The organism is Candidatus Margulisiibacteriota bacterium, from assembly GCA_041661965.1.
In the GTDB taxonomy this organism is placed as follows: domain Bacteria; phylum Margulisbacteria; class WOR-1; order O2-12-FULL-45-9; family XYB2-FULL-48-7; genus XYB2-FULL-45-9.
Map to the genome: position 1 here is coordinate 237,046 of JBAZTH010000003.1, position 16,287 is coordinate 253,332.

10 protein-coding genes and 3 tRNA genes are annotated in these 16,287 nt (G+C 53.6%); 7 read left to right on the top strand and 6 right to left on the bottom strand.

Annotation, left to right across the window (positions count from 1 at the left end; genetic code table 11):
* Positions 1-3 precede the first annotated feature (3 nt).
* Positions 4-582, bottom strand: coding sequence for a Mov34/MPN/PAD-1 family protein (locus WC772_06955; protein MFA6170493.1), 579 nt, complete (start codon positions 580-582; stop codon positions 4-6).
* A 63-nt stretch (positions 583-645) separates the two neighbouring features.
* On the opposite strand from WC772_06955, the gene WC772_06960 reads away from it, so the two are divergent.
* The 5 genes from WC772_06960 (at position 646) to pyrR (ending at position 3,628) form a co-directional block, all read left to right on the top strand.
* Entirely contained in the window at positions 646-2,634 is a 1,989-nt protein-coding gene (locus tag WC772_06960) for a sodium-translocating pyrophosphatase (GenBank protein ID MFA6170494.1), read from the top strand.
* Between the two features lie 149 nt (positions 2,635-2,783).
* A tRNA-Arg gene (locus WC772_06965) sits at positions 2,784-2,857 on the top strand.
* Between the two features lie 7 nt (positions 2,858-2,864).
* Positions 2,865-2,954: transfer RNA gene (locus WC772_06970), tRNA-Ser, on the top strand.
* A 3-nt stretch (positions 2,955-2,957) separates the two neighbouring features.
* A tRNA-Ser gene (locus WC772_06975) sits at positions 2,958-3,044 on the top strand.
* A gap of 38 nt (positions 3,045-3,082) precedes the next feature.
* On the top strand, positions 3,083-3,628 hold the full coding sequence (pyrR, locus tag WC772_06980) for a bifunctional pyr operon transcriptional regulator/uracil phosphoribosyltransferase PyrR (protein ID MFA6170495.1): 546 nt from the start codon (positions 3,083-3,085) through the stop codon (positions 3,626-3,628).
* 20 nt (positions 3,629-3,648) lie between these two features.
* Here the strand turns inward: pyrR and WC772_06985 are convergent, their stop codons facing one another.
* On the bottom strand, positions 3,649-4,521 hold the full coding sequence (locus WC772_06985; protein ID MFA6170496.1) for a hypothetical protein: 873 nt from the start codon (positions 4,519-4,521) through the stop codon (positions 3,649-3,651).
* A 55-nt stretch (positions 4,522-4,576) separates the two neighbouring features.
* Positions 4,577-9,067, bottom strand: coding sequence for a hypothetical protein (locus WC772_06990; protein ID MFA6170497.1), 4,491 nt, complete (start codon positions 9,065-9,067; stop codon positions 4,577-4,579).
* A gap of 470 nt (positions 9,068-9,537) precedes the next feature.
* Between WC772_06990 and WC772_06995 the strand changes: the two genes are divergently transcribed.
* Complete coding sequence (locus WC772_06995; protein MFA6170498.1) at positions 9,538-12,468, top strand: ATP-dependent DNA helicase; 2,931 nt, start codon at positions 9,538-9,540, stop codon at positions 12,466-12,468.
* Here the strand turns inward: WC772_06995 and WC772_07000 are convergent.
* Genes WC772_07000 through WC772_07010 form a run of 3 tightly spaced genes read right to left on the bottom strand, consistent with a single transcriptional unit; the run spans position 12,465 to position 15,144 of the window.
* On the bottom strand, positions 12,465-13,049 hold the full coding sequence (locus WC772_07000) for a hypothetical protein (GenBank protein ID MFA6170499.1): 585 nt from the start codon (positions 13,047-13,049) through the stop codon (positions 12,465-12,467). The genes WC772_06995 and WC772_07000 overlap by 4 nt on opposite strands.
* 46 nt (positions 13,050-13,095) lie before the next feature.
* Positions 13,096-14,040, bottom strand: a complete 945-nt coding sequence (locus WC772_07005) for a serine/threonine-protein kinase (protein ID MFA6170500.1) — start codon at positions 14,038-14,040, stop codon at positions 13,096-13,098.
* Positions 14,041-14,079: 39 nt separating this feature from the next.
* The gene (locus WC772_07010) at positions 14,080-15,144 is read right to left on the bottom strand and encodes a DNA recombination protein RmuC (protein MFA6170501.1); all 1,065 of its coding nucleotides are present in this window, start codon (positions 15,142-15,144) and stop codon (positions 14,080-14,082) included.
* Positions 15,145-15,207: 63 nt separating this feature from the next.
* On the opposite strand from WC772_07010, the gene WC772_07015 reads away from it, so the two are divergent.
* Positions 15,208-16,248 (top strand): hypothetical protein, encoded by a 1,041-nt coding sequence (locus WC772_07015; protein MFA6170502.1) that lies wholly within the window; start codon positions 15,208-15,210, stop codon positions 16,246-16,248.
* The last annotated feature ends 39 nt before the right edge of the window (positions 16,249-16,287 follow it).

Here is a 16,287-nt window from a genome sequence, read left to right on the forward strand (position 1 = left end):
AATTTACGCGAACGTGCTGAAAGTCGACGGGTCCCATTTGTTCGATTGAAACCTGGGGTAGTCCGGAGTTTGACCGGCGATCATGGCGTCGATGTCGTGGGCGAGCTTGTCGGCGGCCGCTTTAGTGGCGTTGGCCATTAGCTTCGGCTGGCCGGTATGAATGTCGACGACCGTAACCCCAAAATCGCTGATGATCTTAATGTCTTCCTGCGTGACCCGCCCGTTTTCCACCCGCCAGGCGTATAACTCCGGATTGCGCCGGTCCTGCAGGCCGATGATGAAAAGATATTTTTGGTTGTGCGAGAGATCTTGGGAAGAAGGATAGGGGATCCCGCGCGGATGGGTGTGATAAACCCCCAGATATTCCAACCGGTTCTTGACCAGAAAACGGTAAGCTAGCTCAATATCATCGTCGGACAAAGCGAAGGTTGAGGTTTGATCGCCGGGATTTTTGTTGGGAATAGGGAGAACCCCCAGTATTTTATTCTCCTGGCCGCCAAGAAAACCGCCGGTCTCCGTCGGCCAGTTGTCCTGGGCCTGTTTCATGATGATGTTGTATTGCCGTTCGGTAATGATAAACATTGTTGAATTGAATTATAACATGTACTATGATTGCTCAGAAAACTAACATAAAGGAGCAATGACATGGGATATATTTCCTGGTCGCTAATTGCCGGAGGGGTTGGGTTCCTTTTTGCCTGCTATTTGTTTATTTTTATTCTGCGCCAGCCGCTTGGGACTCCCAAAATGAACGAGATCTCCGGCCTGATCCATCACGGGGCGATGGCTTATCTTAAGCGCCAGACCTGGACGATCTTTATTTTTATGGTTGCCGTCTTTATTGTTCTGACCTTGCTGTTAAATCTTCAGGTCGCGCTGGCTTATGCCTTTGGCGGCTTCTGTTCGATCATAGCCGGACTGATCGGGATGAACGCCGCGACCAGGGCCAATGTCCGGACGACCCAGGCGGCGCGCAAAGATGCTTCCTTGGCTCTCGACGTCGCTTTTTCCGGCGGGGCAGTTATGGGGATGGCGGTCGCTTCGATCGGCGTTCTGGGTTTGGGCTTGCTCTTCCTGATCCCTGGCGTGGCGAACAAGGTGGCGATCGTGACCGCTTTTTCGATGGGGGCTTCTTCGATCGCTCTTTTTGCCCGGGTCGGGGGCGGGATTTACACCAAATCGGCCGATGTCGGAGCGGACTTGGTCGGGAAACTTGAGGCCGGGATCCCGGAAGACGACCCGCGTAATCCGGCGGTGATCGCCGACCAGGTCGGCGATAATGTCGGTGACGTGGCCGGGATGGGGGCTGATTTGTTTGAATCGTACGTTGGCGCGGTCGTGGCGACCGTGGCGATCGGCGCGCTGATGTCGGTCAACCAGTTCGGCTGGATGGTTCTGCCGCTGATGCTGATCGCGGCGGGGACGATCTGTTCGATCGTCGGCGTGGTTTTTATCCAGCTCTTCCACCGGATGAATCCCCAAAAAGCGCTCCGCAACGCGACCTATGTTGCCAGCGGCCTCTTTGTGATCGCCGCTTATTATTTGACCATTTTGACGGTCCACGATCGTGGTGTTTTCTGGGCGATCCTTTCCGGGATCGTTGTTGGCGGCGTGATCGGTCTGATCTGCGAATTCTACACTTCCGGCAAGATCTTGAAAGGAATTGCCGACGCCTGTAAGACCGGGGCGGCGACCGATATCATCAGCGGGCTGGCGGTCGGGATGCGCAGTACCGTCCTGCCGGTCCTTTCGATCTGTCTGGCGATCTATGTTTCCTTCTTATTCGGCGGGTTGTACGGGATCGCGATCTCCGCGGTCGGGATGCTCGGGACGATCGGAGTGATCATGGCGGTCGATGCTTACGGCCCGATCGCCGATAACGCCGGCGGGATCGCGACCATGGCCCATCTCCCCGCTAAGGTTAGAAAAATAACCGACGAGCTTGATTCTCTTGGTAATACCACCGCCGCGATCGGTAAAGGCTTCGCGATCGGTTCGGCCGCCTTGACTGCCTTGGCTCTTTTCACCGCTTATACCCAGACTGTTCAGCTGCAGTCGATCGATATTCTTAAACCCCAGGTCATCATCGGCCTGTTTATCGGCGGTTTGATCCCCTTTGTTTTTGTTTCCCTGACCCTGCAGGCGGTCGGCCGGGCCGCTTACAAGATGGTCGAAGAGGTCCGCCGCCAGTTCAAGAAGATCAAAGGCTTGCTTGAAGGGAAGGCCAAGCCGCAGATCGAACAATGCGTCGATATCAGTACCGCCGCCGCCCTTCAGGAAATGATCGTTCCCGGCGTGTCAGCCGTTCTGATCCCGTTGGTCGTTGGGTTGTTGTTGGGGGCTGAAGGGTTGGGGGGGATGCTGGCCGGCGCTCTGATCGTTGGCGTGCCGATGGCTATCATGCTGGCCAATTCCGGCGCCATCTGGGATAACGCCAAAAAGCTGATTGAAGGGGGGTACCTGGGAGGGAAGGGGACGGCGATCCACGCCGCTTCCGTTGTCGGCGATACGGTTGGCGACCCATTCAAAGATACCAGCGGCCCCGCGATGAACATCCTGATCAAACTGATGTCGATTGTTGCCCTGGTCCTGGGGCCGGTGGTCATCCACTATCATCAGGTGTTGTTTAAGTAAAACACCTCACCCCTTTCTTCCGACTTCGTCGGAATTCATTCCCCTCTCCATCTTTGATGGAGAGGGGTGTCACGAACAAAGTGAGTGACGGGGTGAGGCTTTCTTCTCGCCGACGCCTCGTTTTTATGTTATTATTATAGTTGAATTTTGCGCCCATAGCCCAGATGGATAGAGCGCTTCCCTGCGAAGGAAGAGGTCGTGCGTTCGAGTCGCACTGGGCGCATTTTTTAGGAGGGGTGTCCGAGTGGTTGAAGGAGCACGCCTGGAAAGCGTGTGTACGTTAACCCGTACCGAGAGTTCGAATCTCTCCCCCTCCGCCAGTTGGAGGAGTGGCCGAGTGGTTGAAGGCGATCGTCTCGAAAACGATTATACCTTAACGGGTATCGGGGGTTCGAATCCTCCCTCCTCCGATTCTCTTCAGTTTTAGGCATTTTGGAGGTGACCTGTGATGGCAAAAAAAGTTGAGTCCAACGTCAAGATTATTATGGATGAAGTCGAGATGAACCGGGCCCTGCGCCGGATCGCTCACCAGATTATTGAAGCCAATAAAGGGGTCGAACATATCGTTTTAGTTGGGGTCTTGCAGCGCGGCGTACCGATTGCCAAGCGGTTGGCCGAGATCATTAACCAGCAGGAAAAGAACAAGGTGCCGGTCGGGGTGCTGGATGTTTCCCTCTATCGCGACGACCTCAATGAAAAAGGCTCCTACATCGAAATCAAAAAGTCCGATATCCCATTCAAAGTTGACGGCAAAGTTGTGGTCTTAGTTGACGATGTTATCTATGCCGGGCGGACCGCCCGGGCGGCTTTGGACGGCCTCAAAGACTATGGCCGGGCGGCGAAAGTCCAGCTGGCCGCTTTGATCGACCGCGGCCACCGCGAACTTCCCATTCACCCGGATTTTACCGGTAAGGTGATCCCGACCTCAAAAAAGGAAGACGTTCGGGTCGAGATCATGGAGATCGACGGGATTGATCGGGTAATTATTAAATAATAAAAGCCATTCGGAAGGGTTTATTTATCGGTGTAAGCGAATAATATGACATACCGGCCGTTGGGATAACGGATTGAATTAAGGCCGCTTGACGGAAGGTCCAAGTGCTCAAGGGATAGATAAATGGTTTGAACGGTCGCGATCAACTCCGGTAAATAGAGGTCGACTTCCACATAATTGTCGCCGAGTATCCTCCTTAACGCTTTACCGTTGCTAAAGTTTTCTTTGTCCGGGAGTGGGACCAAATTATTGTGGTGGGCGCCGGTGTAAGTTATGATCCGCCGGCCGGCCAGGGAATTAATGGTCGAAAGCATTCGCTCATTGATCAATTGGGAAATGGAGGGGTTGTTGCTTTGGTTTGCTTGTTCATATTCCTGGCGGTTTTGCGCGTGGATGCCGTGGAGATTGAATTCCTGGCCTTTGATCTTTAGTTTTCTTGCTTGTAAAAGTATGGCCATGATCCCTTCTTCGTCGGGATGGCCGATAATATAATCGCTAAGCAAGGGGCCGAGCGTCCTGGTTTGGAGATACTCAACGACTTCTTTCTTGCCGTTTTCCCCAAAGGGAAGAAACTCAATGATTAGATCGCGATAGCCGGCGTCGGCCAGGAGCGGGAGCGTGTCGGCAAAACGGCGGGAGGTGGAAACGATCGGGTTGGGCGCCAGTTTATGGATCTCCCCGAAAGCGATCAGGGTTGGTTGCTGTTTGACGATTGCCGCGACCGCTTGATTAAGGTTCGGGTACGCGGTAATTGTCGGTTGATGGAGCGGGGTCGCGAGTGTTTTTATCACGGCAACCGTCTGTCCGGCTGGTTTTCTTGCGGAAGCGCAACCGAGGGTCAGCGCCCCGGTCGATAATAGGAAATTGCGTCTGGTTTGGAATAATACCGTCACAGGCTGTTATCGGTTGGAGCCGATTAAGATTTCAGGCTTTTATTTTAGCGGTTCGTTATTGTTGAGAAATTAAAGGCACGGGAACGGCAAAGCTTTTAGTTCGATTGTCCTGACTGATATTTTCAGGAATAAACCGGATACCGCCCAATTGCCTGCGAACGGCCGTTATTAACCGTTGCGGCCTATTTTCCAAGTGCTCTTTTCTGCCGAAGCCGTCAATTGTGTAAGATTTTACTTGAGAAACGTCCAGGTCGTAAACCGGCTTTGAGACGTCCCCATTAGTGAAGGAAACAGTTACTATTAATCTTCCGGAATAAGTAACGCGGCTGTCATTAAATTCAAGGCGCAGGGCGTTGGCGATTGCGGGCTGGACCGACGCGGTAACATGCGCTTCGTCTTTCGCTCTGGCTCTCCTGTCGACAGGCGCTTGCGGCGACAAGGGTGTGGCCGCGATGGCGGCGGGGAGAGGGGCTTGATTGCTGATTATTGGACTGTTTTGGGCAAGTTGAATTTGATTTTGGGAGGGAACGAAGTTGACCGTCCCATTCTGTTCGATTGTCGCGATGATCCTTCTTTGTTGGTCGACGATTACTCTTTTGCCTGCCAAAGTTGGTTGGCCGTCGGCGGCCGTTAATGGTTCGGAGAGATAGAAGTTCCGGCTGCCGGTACCCGGCTTGTTGACGCTGAAGATGGTTGCTTTGCCTAATGTACTTCCTCCTCTGGTAACACCTTCGCCGGTAATGTTGGTTAAGCGACCGGACACATCAAAGGTTATGGTTATCGGGCGGCCGTAATAAGCATCATTGGCCGGGAGCGTTACGTTGCCCGCCAAAACAGTTGGCGGGGTTGTTTGGCGCGGCGCCGGTTGAGCGGGTGCCACGCGGGTAGGGGTTGGTTTTCTGACGGCAGTGTTTGGGACGGCAGTTCCGTCGGTAAGATTATATTCGCTATAGCTATTTGCGGACACAATGTATAGCTTATTGCCGACCAGCAGTCCCGCCCGGTCGGTTCCGTTCGTGAAGGTAACGGTTTGAGCGGTTGGCTGTTCTGGTTTTCTTTGCACGGGAATAACCACGTTTTGCCTGTTGATCGAAGCGACATATTGCAGACTGCCGTTGGGTCCGATCTTGAAGAAAGACCCGGCTTTCAAAGCGTGGACATTTGGGGTTCCGGCCGATAATTGAATCGGTTTGTCGGGTGAGCGGCCGACCAGGGTATATTCTTCGCGCTGACTTTCAGGGACGTACGCTTTCCCGGTGATCGCTTCAACCGAATTGCTCGTTGGATTGTAAGCGGCCAGAACCCTGCCGCCCGGAGCGACTAAAATAGTTTCACCCGCGTTAATCGTTTTACCGTTGGACAGAGTGATCGCGGCCGGTATGGTGTGTTGAAAGGTGACCAATGCCGGGTGTTGTCCTCTTGGCGGATTGACACTTAATTCAAGGCCTTCCCCGGTTTTCCTGGCGACATAGGTCGAGCCTTGCGGGATGGTTCCGCCTTCGGTTGAAAGTGCGTTGGCCAGAGGACGGGAAGAAAAACTGGCTTGAGATCGATCTTGTTTTAATAAGCCGGGAGTTGAAGTATCGACGAAGGCGTTGTTCCCGGCAAAAGTGTAGGTCGCGTCCCCTCTGGTCAGGCTGGCGACTTTATTGCCTTGAACCATGATTTTGTCTCCAGGCTGAAGGTTGTACACGGCAACTTTATTGGGATCTTGAGGGTAGATCAATAGGCGGCCGGCAGTATTAACGGTGTATGTTCCATTGGTCGGGCTGGTTTGACTTTCAATATAGCCTCGGCTGCTATCCGCCTCTTGGCTCTTAAAGGCCAAGTCTGGGGGAAGAGAACCGGCAACTCTAACCGGTTGGTCACTGGTTGGTTGTTCTTTTGCGATTGGCGGTCGAATCAAGGTCGTCCGGACCGGCCCCGGCCGAACCCTGGTTGAGGCTTCGGTCGGACCAAAGTCGTCGGCGGGGATCTTCTCTTCTTGGCTAGGAATGAAGACAAGGCCGATCTCGTCAAGCGTTGGTTCTCTAAGCGTCGCTGTTCTTGTGGTTTGAGGTTGAGCCGGAGTTTGGACCGGGGCCGCAGCCGTTGCTGTGGCTGGCACGCCAAAGTAAGTTCTGGATTCGTTAGTGGCAAAGCGGCCGGTTTGTTGGACACCGTCGCCATAGAATACCCGGTGGGTTGGATGACCGGCCCCGTCAAAATAAAGGGTTTCATTCGGATGGAGGGTGTAGGTTTTCGGCCCGCTGTCTTCCTGGACGGTGAAAGTCATGGTAGACCTGCTGCCGGCCGGGATTGAGATCCGGCGAACGTTTCCGCCGCTTTTGTCGACAACGGCGTCATTGGGGACGACGTAGTTGGAGATTGGCAGATTGGGATCAAAAGCCGGTTGCCGCGGTTGGGTTGGCGGAACTGGGGTCTGCGGGCTTCTTGGCGCCGGTCTTGGTGTTCTGGGGGGTGTTTGATCGGTCGGCGGGTTAAGTCCGGGTTGCGAGTCTTCCGGGATTTGGAGTGAACCGGGGAGAACCTCGCCGGAGACATGACCGCGGGAAACGGGCGGTGCCGGCCGTTCCGGGATCGTTGGTTCAACGAAGGCGGCGACTGGGGTCCGTCCCCGGGCGGCGACATGTTCCAGGCTGGTGATCGGGATCGTTCTGGTCCGGGTGGACGTGATCGGCCCAGTGTCAAAGCTTTCTCCTCGAACGTGAGCGCTTCGGCTGCGATCAACCTCATAGGTTTCAGTCAGGCAGACCTGGGGAAGGCCGCCAGCTTCGTTCCGAAGGAATGTTCCTTGAGGGAGAGAACCGGAAGCCAAGTGCCAATCGCCATTTTGATATTGGGCAACGGCGGCGTAGTTTTTGCCTTGATGCGTAAAGGTTAAAAGCCGCTGATTGGCCGGCAGATATTCCTGGATGAACGGCTGTAGCGGTCCCTTGACGGCGGCAAGTTCAGCTGGCGTAGCTTCCGGATGGGCGCTGGTCAATAAATAAACCGCCCGCTGGCCGATCAAGCGCCGGGTGTTGATGTCGTCGCTGACCATTCCCTTGACCGCCGGATGATCGAAACGGGCGAACCTGGTGTTTGCCGCAGGGTTTTGGACCAGGGTCGCCAATTCGGCGATATTGTTGGTATGATGATCGACGATCCGGGGGAATTCGTTTTTGAGTCCGGTGGTCCGTTCCTCTTCCCAGGCTTCTTTTCGGGTTTCAATATCCTGCCTTGTTTCTTGCGCGATTCTGATCCGCTGGTTCGCTCCGTCGACAATTCCTTGTTGGGACGCGTTAAGGTCGACCTTGTCATGGAAAACCAGGTAAAGTGCGCCGCTGGCCGTGTTGAGCGCGGCAAGCTTGGCTGCCCGCTGGTCGGCGGGGGCGTTATCGTATTCGGCGACCGCTTTTTCCAGATCGGCGACTTTTTTTTCAACCTCGATTTTGAGCTGGTATTTATCGCTGGAATTAGTGACGCTTCTTAGATCAATAACATGTTCAGCGATTCCTTTGGCCTCTGTTGTAGTTCGGCGGTTAGCCGGTAAGCCGCTGGCGACCGAAGCGGCCAGAGGTTTAAGATCAATTACCATTGGTTGGCTGGATGTGGGGTGGGGTAAATTCGGGATCTGGGAAAGACGGCTTAAAGAAACGGTCAAGATATTGGGTTGGGTCTCACGGCCATAATGGCTTTTCAAGATTTGGCGGAGATCAAGATTGTCGGTCTTTTTCCAACTCCCGTCCGCTTGCCTGACTTCGGCGTTAACGGCTATTTTGCCGTCCGGGTCGGCGACCGCGCTAAGCCGGACCACACTTCTTCCCGGCCCTTCGATCCCATTATCAAGGATGATCGGGAGGTCGGTATTGGTAACGAAATAAATGGCCAAGGCGGACGTTGTTGAAGCGTATTCCCCAGACCGGGGTGCTTTGACTCCAGCCCAAGCGACCGTTTGGGATCCAACCGCCATCATTCTCGCGTCTGAGGGAATATTCAGGCTTTTTACTTTGCCATTAACTATGGTGACTTCAGTTCCGGCCGGCACCGCGACCCGCCCCCCGGCTAATTGGACCTCAACCCGGGCGCCGTTGGCCTGGTTTGGCGTGACGAAAGAAGCGATCTTTCCGTTCTCGATCCGGACTTCGGTGCCGGGTGGGAGGGTGGTTTGGCGGCCATTGATGGTCGTGGTTACCGGCTTGGCCAGGACGGAAGCTTTAGTGTCGCTGCCGAAGAGATAAACAGTGACCCCGCCGCGCAACACGGTTTCGTAAACATTGTGGCCTGGTTCATAGATCGCGGCCGCTTCGTTCTCTTGCGATTCAGAGAAAACAGTTGGATCTTTTTTCTTTTCTTCGACAACCTTCATCAGTTCTTTGGCGTCGAGCAGGCCGTCCGGGCCCATTTTTTCTTTTAAAGCTTTGGCGTCATCGATGGAGATCAGCCCTTGTTCAACCGCTTTGTCGATCTCTGTGGCGTCCAGTCTGCCGTCGCGCGAGGTGTCAACTTTGGATAAAAAGCTAATGATCTTTTGTCCGGTATTTAAGCCGCTGATATCAACCATTGTTTTTCCTCCTCTTCTAACACAAAAAGCCCATCAACCTTTGGCCTCGGGGGCCTGGGTCGATGAGCCTGCATTTTGGGAATAATAACAACAAATACTGCCGTTCAGTAACAGGCGAACTGAAGGGCGGGTTCCATTATATTATCGTCATTAATCTGATAATTCTTGCGCCTGGTTAAGGACGGTAGTAATTCCGCTTAGTTTCGCTTCCGGAGGAATGATATAACGCTGTTGGGAGGAATGCAAGAGGGAAGGTCTTGCTTTCCCTCACCCAAGCTAATACAACGACCTTGGCTATCTTTTACAACCCTCTCCCAAAGGGAGAGGGGGTTGATATTTACTCCCTCTCCCAGACTGCGAAGCAGTCGTTGGGAGAGGGCTGCTAATTCTAACTTATCTCGTAAAAAGACTTGGGTGAGGGCTGTTTTGTCCCGTTCCAAGTATTACTATAAGTATAGTATAATCCCCCCATGACCACCGACATCCTAGCTGGCCTTAACCCAGAGCAAACTGCTGCCGTGACTCACGTTAAAGGGCCGCTCCTGATCGTGGCCGGAGCGGGGACCGGGAAGACGACGGTCATTACCCGGCGGATCGCCTGGCTGATCGCCGAGAAGCTGGCCAAACCGGGGGAGATCCTGGCGCTGACTTTTACCGACAAAGCGGCCAGCGAGATGGAAACCCGGGTTGACATGTTGGTTCCTTATGGCTACATTGATATTTCCATTTCGACCTTTCACGCTTTTGGCGACCGGATCCTGCGCGACCACGCCATCGATCTTGGTTTGCGGCCCGATTATCGGGTTTTGTCGCGGCCAGAACAGGTCGTTTTTTTCCGCGAGCATCTCTTTGATTTTCCGCTGAAGCATTTTCTTTCTCTGGGCGATCCGACCCGACATATTGAGGCGTTGATCGGAGTGATCAGCCGGGCGAAAGACGAAGATATCACGCCGGAAGAGTACGTCGCTTGGGCGAAGAAAGTAGTGGGGAGAAAGGCTAAGGGAAAGGCGAAAGGCGAGGAACAGCTCGAGCTGGAAAAACAGCTGGAGATCGCTCTTGTTTACCAGAAGTATCAGGAGCTGAAAGCGGCAAAGGGGTTCCTTGATTTCGGCGACCAGGTTTCCCTGGCTCTCAAACTATTTCGTGAGCATCCCGATATTCTGAAAAAGCTTCGGGATCGCTATAAATTCATCTTAGTCGACGAATTCCAGGATACTAACTTTGCCCAGTTCGAACAGCTCAAATTGCTGGCCCCCAAAAAAGCGAACCTGACTGTCGTGGCCGACGACGACCAGGCGATCTACCGCTTCCGGGGCGCGGCGATCAACAACGTCCTTGGATTCGAGGACCATTACAAGTCGAGCCGGAAGATCGTCCTGACCAGGAACTACCGTTCCACCCAGCTGATCCTCGACACCGCCCGGCGGCTGATCAAGCATAACGACCCGGAACGGCTCGAAGTTAAAGCGGGGATCGATAAGCGGCTGATTGCCGAAGGGGGCGGGGTTGGCCAGCCGGTCGCGCACTGCCATTTTGACACTTACTCTTCGGAAGCCGACTGGGTCGCCCGGACGATCAAAGAAAAGTTCGATGCCGGCGACTACAAGTACCGCGACTTTGCCATCCTGGTCCGGGCCAATTCCGACTCCGAACCTTTCCGCCAGTCGCTCAACATGATGAGCATCCCATTTGTTTTTTCCGGCGGGGGAGGATTGTACGTTTACCAGGAGATCCGACTGGCGGTTTCTTTTTTACGGGTGATCGGTGATCTAGGTGATTCCCGATCTCTTTACCAGTTGGCGGTTTCCGAGCTTTACCAGCTTGACCCGTTAGATCTTCAGAAGCTCAACACTTTTGCCAGCCGCCGCAACTTCACTCTCCACCATGTTTTCACCAATCTGGAAAAAGCGGGGGTCCCCGGTTCCGGTTTCGAGGTCCTGGCCGACATTAAAGAGAAGAGCCAAAAGATCGTCGCCAAAATCATGAGCGACATTAATTATTACGTTAACTTCGCCAAGGACAAAACGACCGGCGAAGTCCTGTATCACTTTCTGAAGCGGTCCGGTTACCTGGCGCAACTGGCCAAAGAACAAAGCCTGGAGAACGAGAACCGGATCAAGAACCTGGCCAAGTTTTTCGATAAGGTCCGGGCCTTTAAGGAAGTGGCCGAAGTTGACCGGGTCAGCGAGTTCGTGCAGTACCTCAATATTCTTAAAGAAGCGGGTGACGATCCGGAATCGTCCCAACCGGATGTCGATGCCGACGCCGTCAGCATTATTACCGTCCATAAATCAAAAGGGCTGGAATTTCCGGTAGTTTTTATGGTTTCGCTGGTCGCTGAGAAATTTCCGGCCCGCAACCGCCGCCAGCCGCTGGAGCTGGCCGATGGCCTGCTCAAGGAAAAACTGCCGTCGGCCGATCTCCACGTCATGGAAGAGCGGCGGCTTTTTTACGTCGCGATGACCCGGGCGAAAAAGGAGCTCTATCTTTCCTCGGCCGTTGATTACGGGGGGAAACGGGAGCGCAAAGTTTCTCAATTCGTGCTGGAGGCGCTCGACTTGCCGAAAGCCGATCTTTCGGTCATCAAGCGGCCCGCCTTGTCGCAATTAGAACTGTTTGCCCCTCATGACGAGATCCCGGTCCCGGAGCGGGCGATCGCGCCGGACGAACTGGTCCAGCTTTCCCCCTATAAGATCGACGACTATCTGACCTGTCCGCTGAAGTACAAGTTTGTTCATATCCTGCGGGTCCCGCTGTTGCCGAACCATCAGATCATCTACGGTTCCGCTCTCCATAAAGCGGTCCAGGCTTATCTGACCGCTAAGAAGAACGTCCAGCAGTTCGGGGAAAAAGAACTGCTTGATGTTTTTACCCACAACTGGTCATCCGAAGGCTTCATTTCGCGGGAACACGAAGAACAGCGTTTTGCCGCCGGACAGGCGGCCCTCCGTTCTTTTCTTAAAGCGGATAAAAAAAGAGGGCGGGAGCCGCTCTTTATCGAAGAGGAATTCGCCATCAATCAGGATAATATCCAGGTGCGCGGGCGTTTCGACTTGATCGAAAAAGTCGGGGAGAAGACCCATATCGTTGACTTTAAATCGTCCGACGTCAGGACCCAGGAAAAAGCCGATAAGAAGGTCAAAGACAGTTTACAACTTCTCCTTTACGCCCTCGCCTGGCAAAAGATGTTCGGCCAGCTGCCGGAGTTCGTCGAGCTTCATTTTCTGGAGAGCGGGATCATCGGCTCACTCCAGCCGGAAGCCAAGAACCTGGACGGCGCCTGGAAAAAAGTGGTCAAAGTGGCCGATGGTATCCGGGCGGCTTATTTCCCGCCGCAACCGAATTCGATCGTCTGCAATTATTGCCCGTTCAATGAACTCTGCCCGTCATCGGCGGTTTAAGGGAGCTGTAGGTTTAATAGATATTGCAGGGCGAAGGCATCTTTTTCCGCTTGAGTAAGAAACCGGCTGACCGCTTTTTCGTTGATTATTAATTGCCCGAGCAGCCAGCCAATTGTTCGGCTTAGCTCGTCCGCCGAACTGACCTTGCCGCCCTCCCCGATCAAGCTGACAAACATCGTCTTTTCCATCGGCAGAGGGAAATTGGCGGCCGCCAAAGCGTTGATCGTTTCCGGTGAGCTGATGAACCCGGTGATTATTTCACCTTCGCTCAAGACCCCGGGCAAAAAGATCGTCGTTTCGCAGATGGTTAGTAATTGCCTGACCCCAGCCGGTTTGAAAGCGGCGGTTAGCTCCGCCGGGAGCTGGCGGCCTTCAACGGCTACTCCGGCCGGGTCGGGCTGGCCGGCGTGGAGATAGATATCGTCCATGGTTAAAGCGGAAAGCGGACTGAAGTGACCAGCCTTTTCCAGTTTCCGCAAGGGAAGCTGTTCGAATTGGTGCAATTCGAATTTGCCGAGTCTGCCCGGTAAATTACCAATATGTCTGACGCTGTAGTGCGGCGGCGCGGCGACGATTCTCATGAGGATTCATCCGGAAAATATACCTGGAATTTCACTGGATTTACAATTAGTTGGAGAGAGGGGGCGTTTGTCTTAAGGCGGAGAGCTCGTTAAGCACCGTTTCTAAATTAGGCGAGCGGTTTTGCTTATTTGGATGGGTCATCCGGATAATTAAATCCGCTAATTGATCGGGAAGATGGGCCGGAAATGACTTGGTCCTGACTTTCCAGTTTCTTTGAAGGATGGCTTTATTTTCAGTCAGATCGGTTCCTGATAAAAGATCGTACATTGTTACGCCGATGGCGAAGATATCCGCCCTTTCATCGACGGCTTTCTTCTGCAATTGTTCCGGCGGAGAAAAAGCGGGCGAGCCGACCAGGGCCTGGTTGTTGGTCGCGACCGCTATCCCCAGGTCGATGACGGTCGCTTTTCCGGCCGCTCGGTCGTAAAGTATATTGTTCGGTTTGATATCGCAATGGACAATTCCCTGGTCCCTAAGATAAATTAGGGCGGAGCAAACTTGTTCCATGATCATTAACGTTTCGTTTATCGTGAGCGGACCCCTGGTTTGCAATTCTGAATCCAGGGTCTGGCCGGGAATGTACTCGAATATTTGGTAAGGTTTGCCGGAGGGACCATTGACCAACCCTAAGAAACGGGCGACGTTCGGGTGAACGTTCGGGCCATAGGCCGCCCAATACCCAATCATGCTTTCATGTTGGACCAGGTCTGGTCGGTCTTGATGATAAATTTCTTTGATGACGATCGGCGTATTATTTTTCAGGTCAGTTCCCTGGTAGATATGGCCTAATCCGCCTTTGCCGATCGGCTCGCCCAGAGTGTAGCGATCGCCGATAATTTTGTCGCTGATCGCGAGGCTTGGCGGGCCGGGGGGCAGGATCGCTTGCGCTAAGGCCGGGGGGCGTCCTTTTACCTGAATTTTCCCTCCCGGTGAGAACAATCTCCCGATAATGGGGAAATGGCGAACTCTTTCTGTAATGCTTATAGCCATTACCTATATATCGGAATTGGCGGGGGAAAACTTGAGGGTTTAGGTCAATTGGAGCGGCTTAGGTTCTTGCTTATCTTCCAGCGCGTCGAGCTTGTCGTTGAACTTAAAGATCCGTTTTTCGGTGTCGTCGTATTTGGTCGCCAGGTCTTTCAGATGTTTTCCCATGGTAGTGAAATCGTTCATCACTCGTTCAAAGTCGCCTTGCAGGCGGGAGATGTTCTTTAAGATCTCTTTGGCCTGCTCTTCGATCTTCATGCCGCGCAGGCCGAGCAGGATCGTTTGCAGATAGCCGTAGAATGAGTTGGGGGAGACCGGTATCACTTTGTTCTCGATGGCGTAGCGGAAGATGCTTTTGTCGTCTTCCAAGTCCTCGTCCTTGATGATCATCTCGTAGTAAACGTTCTCCGCCATGACGTACATCAGGGCGAAGTCGAAAGTCCCTTCGTCCGGCAAAATATATTTGCGGCGGATATCGTCAATATGTTTTTTGACGTCCCGCACGAACTGCTTTTTGGCCGCCAGTTTTGAGGCGTCGTCCGGCGATTCGATCACCCGCTTGAAGTTTTCCAGCGGGAACTTGGAGTCGACCGGGACCATCCCGTCCTTCAGCACGATGACCGCGTCGACTTTCTCGCCGCTTTTGAACCGGTACTGTTCCTGGTAGCGGGAGGGGGGCAAGACCTGTTTTAAGAGGTCGCTTAGAAAAAGCTCCCCCATGCCGCCGCGCAATTTCGGCGCGCGCAAAATTTCCTGCAGGGAGGCGATGTCTTTGCCGATCTCCTGGACCCGCTTGGTCGTTTCGTGGACCTCGCCGAGCTTGCGGCTGACGTCGCTGATGACCTTGGCCGCGTTGTCGAGCCGGTTGTTGACGTTCTTATCGACGTTTTGCAGGGTTTGGGTAAAATCGGTGTTCACTTTCTGCAGGATCGTCTGGTTGTCGGCGTACAAGCGGGTGATCGAGCCGCGGATCTCTTCCATTTGCTTCTGCATCATTTCCAGACCCTTGTCGTTTGCCGGTTCTTTCGGCTGATTCAGCAGCTTATAGGCGATCAGGCCGAGGAGCGCCAATATAATAATTGATAAAGCGAGCGCGATTACTTCCATGGTCATGATTTTAACAGATTTGCTTGACTTATTCCACGGATTTGATACCCTTTAAACTTGATAATGAAAAGAGCTTTTTTGATCGCCTTGTTGCTTCTTGCCTCCCTGCAATTCGCTTTTGGGTATACCCAAGAGGAACTTGGTAGTTTTCAAGCCCGTTTAACTTCGATCCAGACCGAGATCAACACCCTTAACAGCAAACTGGCCGGGACTGCCGATGAAAAAAGCCGCCAGGAGCTGATCGATAAGATCCAATTTTACCAACTTCTGGCCGACGATCTCGACCGGAAGATCAAAGGGGGGAGCTCGGCGACCTCGGCCTCCGGGGCCGGTTCGGAAAAGGCCGCTAAAGCGGCGGCTGATCCGGCAAAAATCAAAAAAGATAAACAGCGGCTGGCCGCGCTGCAAACCGAGATCGCTAAATTGAACAAACGCCACTCCAGGGCGAAAAGCGCGGCCGAAAAGAAAAAATTGGCCGATCGGATCTTGATTTATAAAAGTGAAGTCGCGGCGATCAAAAATCGTTTATACCCGAAGCCGAAGCGCAAGCCGGCCTTAGCTTCGCCGCCGACCTTTGAAGCCGCGGCGGCAAAGCGAAGCACTCTTCTAACTTTGGAAGCGGAAGATTTTTTGTATTATCCTCCAGAGACCAAAGAGCTGAAGCCGAGCGCTTTTAAACGCTCGGTCGGCGTGAACGGCGGTTTTTTCGGCGGCGCGACTGCTTTTCTTGGCGAGGCCAGGGTTCCTTTGAGAATGGTTTTTGGTCCGGCGCTTACATCGTTAAGGATCTCGGCCGGACTGGCTCAAAGCCGCGATACCGGGACCCGTTATTATCCGGCCAACTTGGACCTGTTGTTTAATTTCCCGCCCGGCTGGTTTACCGGAACGGACAATTACATCGGTTTCGGCTTGAACTACGTGGTCTCAACGACGATGGGTAAACCGGGGACCGTGGGGGGGGAGCTTTTTTACGGCGTGGAAAGCGAGGGGTTTGGCGGCACGGTTTTCGGCGAAGTCGGTTACGCGATTTTGCGGACCGGTTTCTCCCCCAGCCATAAAGGGGGAACGGTTTTGGTCGGTTTGCGGAAAACCCTTGGCCAGTAAGGGGAATATTGGGTATTGACAAAAAGCGGGGGACTGCTA

Coding starts and splice junctions, on each gene's coding strand:
- WC772_06955 (MFA6170493.1), bottom strand. CDS start 582: ATGTTTATCATTACCGAACGGCAATACAACATCATCATGAAACAGGCC.
- WC772_06960 (MFA6170494.1), top strand. CDS start 646: ATGGGATATATTTCCTGGTCGCTAATTGCCGGAGGGGTTGGGTTCCTT.
- pyrR (MFA6170495.1), top strand. CDS start 3,083: ATGGCAAAAAAAGTTGAGTCCAACGTCAAGATTATTATGGATGAAGTC.
- WC772_06990 (MFA6170497.1), bottom strand. CDS start 9,067: ATGGTTGATATCAGCGGCTTAAATACCGGACAAAAGATCATTAGCTTT.
- WC772_06995 (MFA6170498.1), top strand. CDS start 9,538: ATGACCACCGACATCCTAGCTGGCCTTAACCCAGAGCAAACTGCTGCC.
- WC772_07000 (MFA6170499.1), bottom strand. CDS start 13,049: ATGAGAATCGTCGCCGCGCCGCCGCACTACAGCGTCAGACATATTGGT.
- WC772_07005 (MFA6170500.1), bottom strand. CDS start 14,040: ATGGCTATAAGCATTACAGAAAGAGTTCGCCATTTCCCCATTATCGGG.
- WC772_07010 (MFA6170501.1), bottom strand. CDS start 15,144: ATGGAAGTAATCGCGCTCGCTTTATCAATTATTATATTGGCGCTCCTC.
- WC772_07015 (MFA6170502.1), top strand. CDS start 15,208: ATGAAAAGAGCTTTTTTGATCGCCTTGTTGCTTCTTGCCTCCCTGCAA.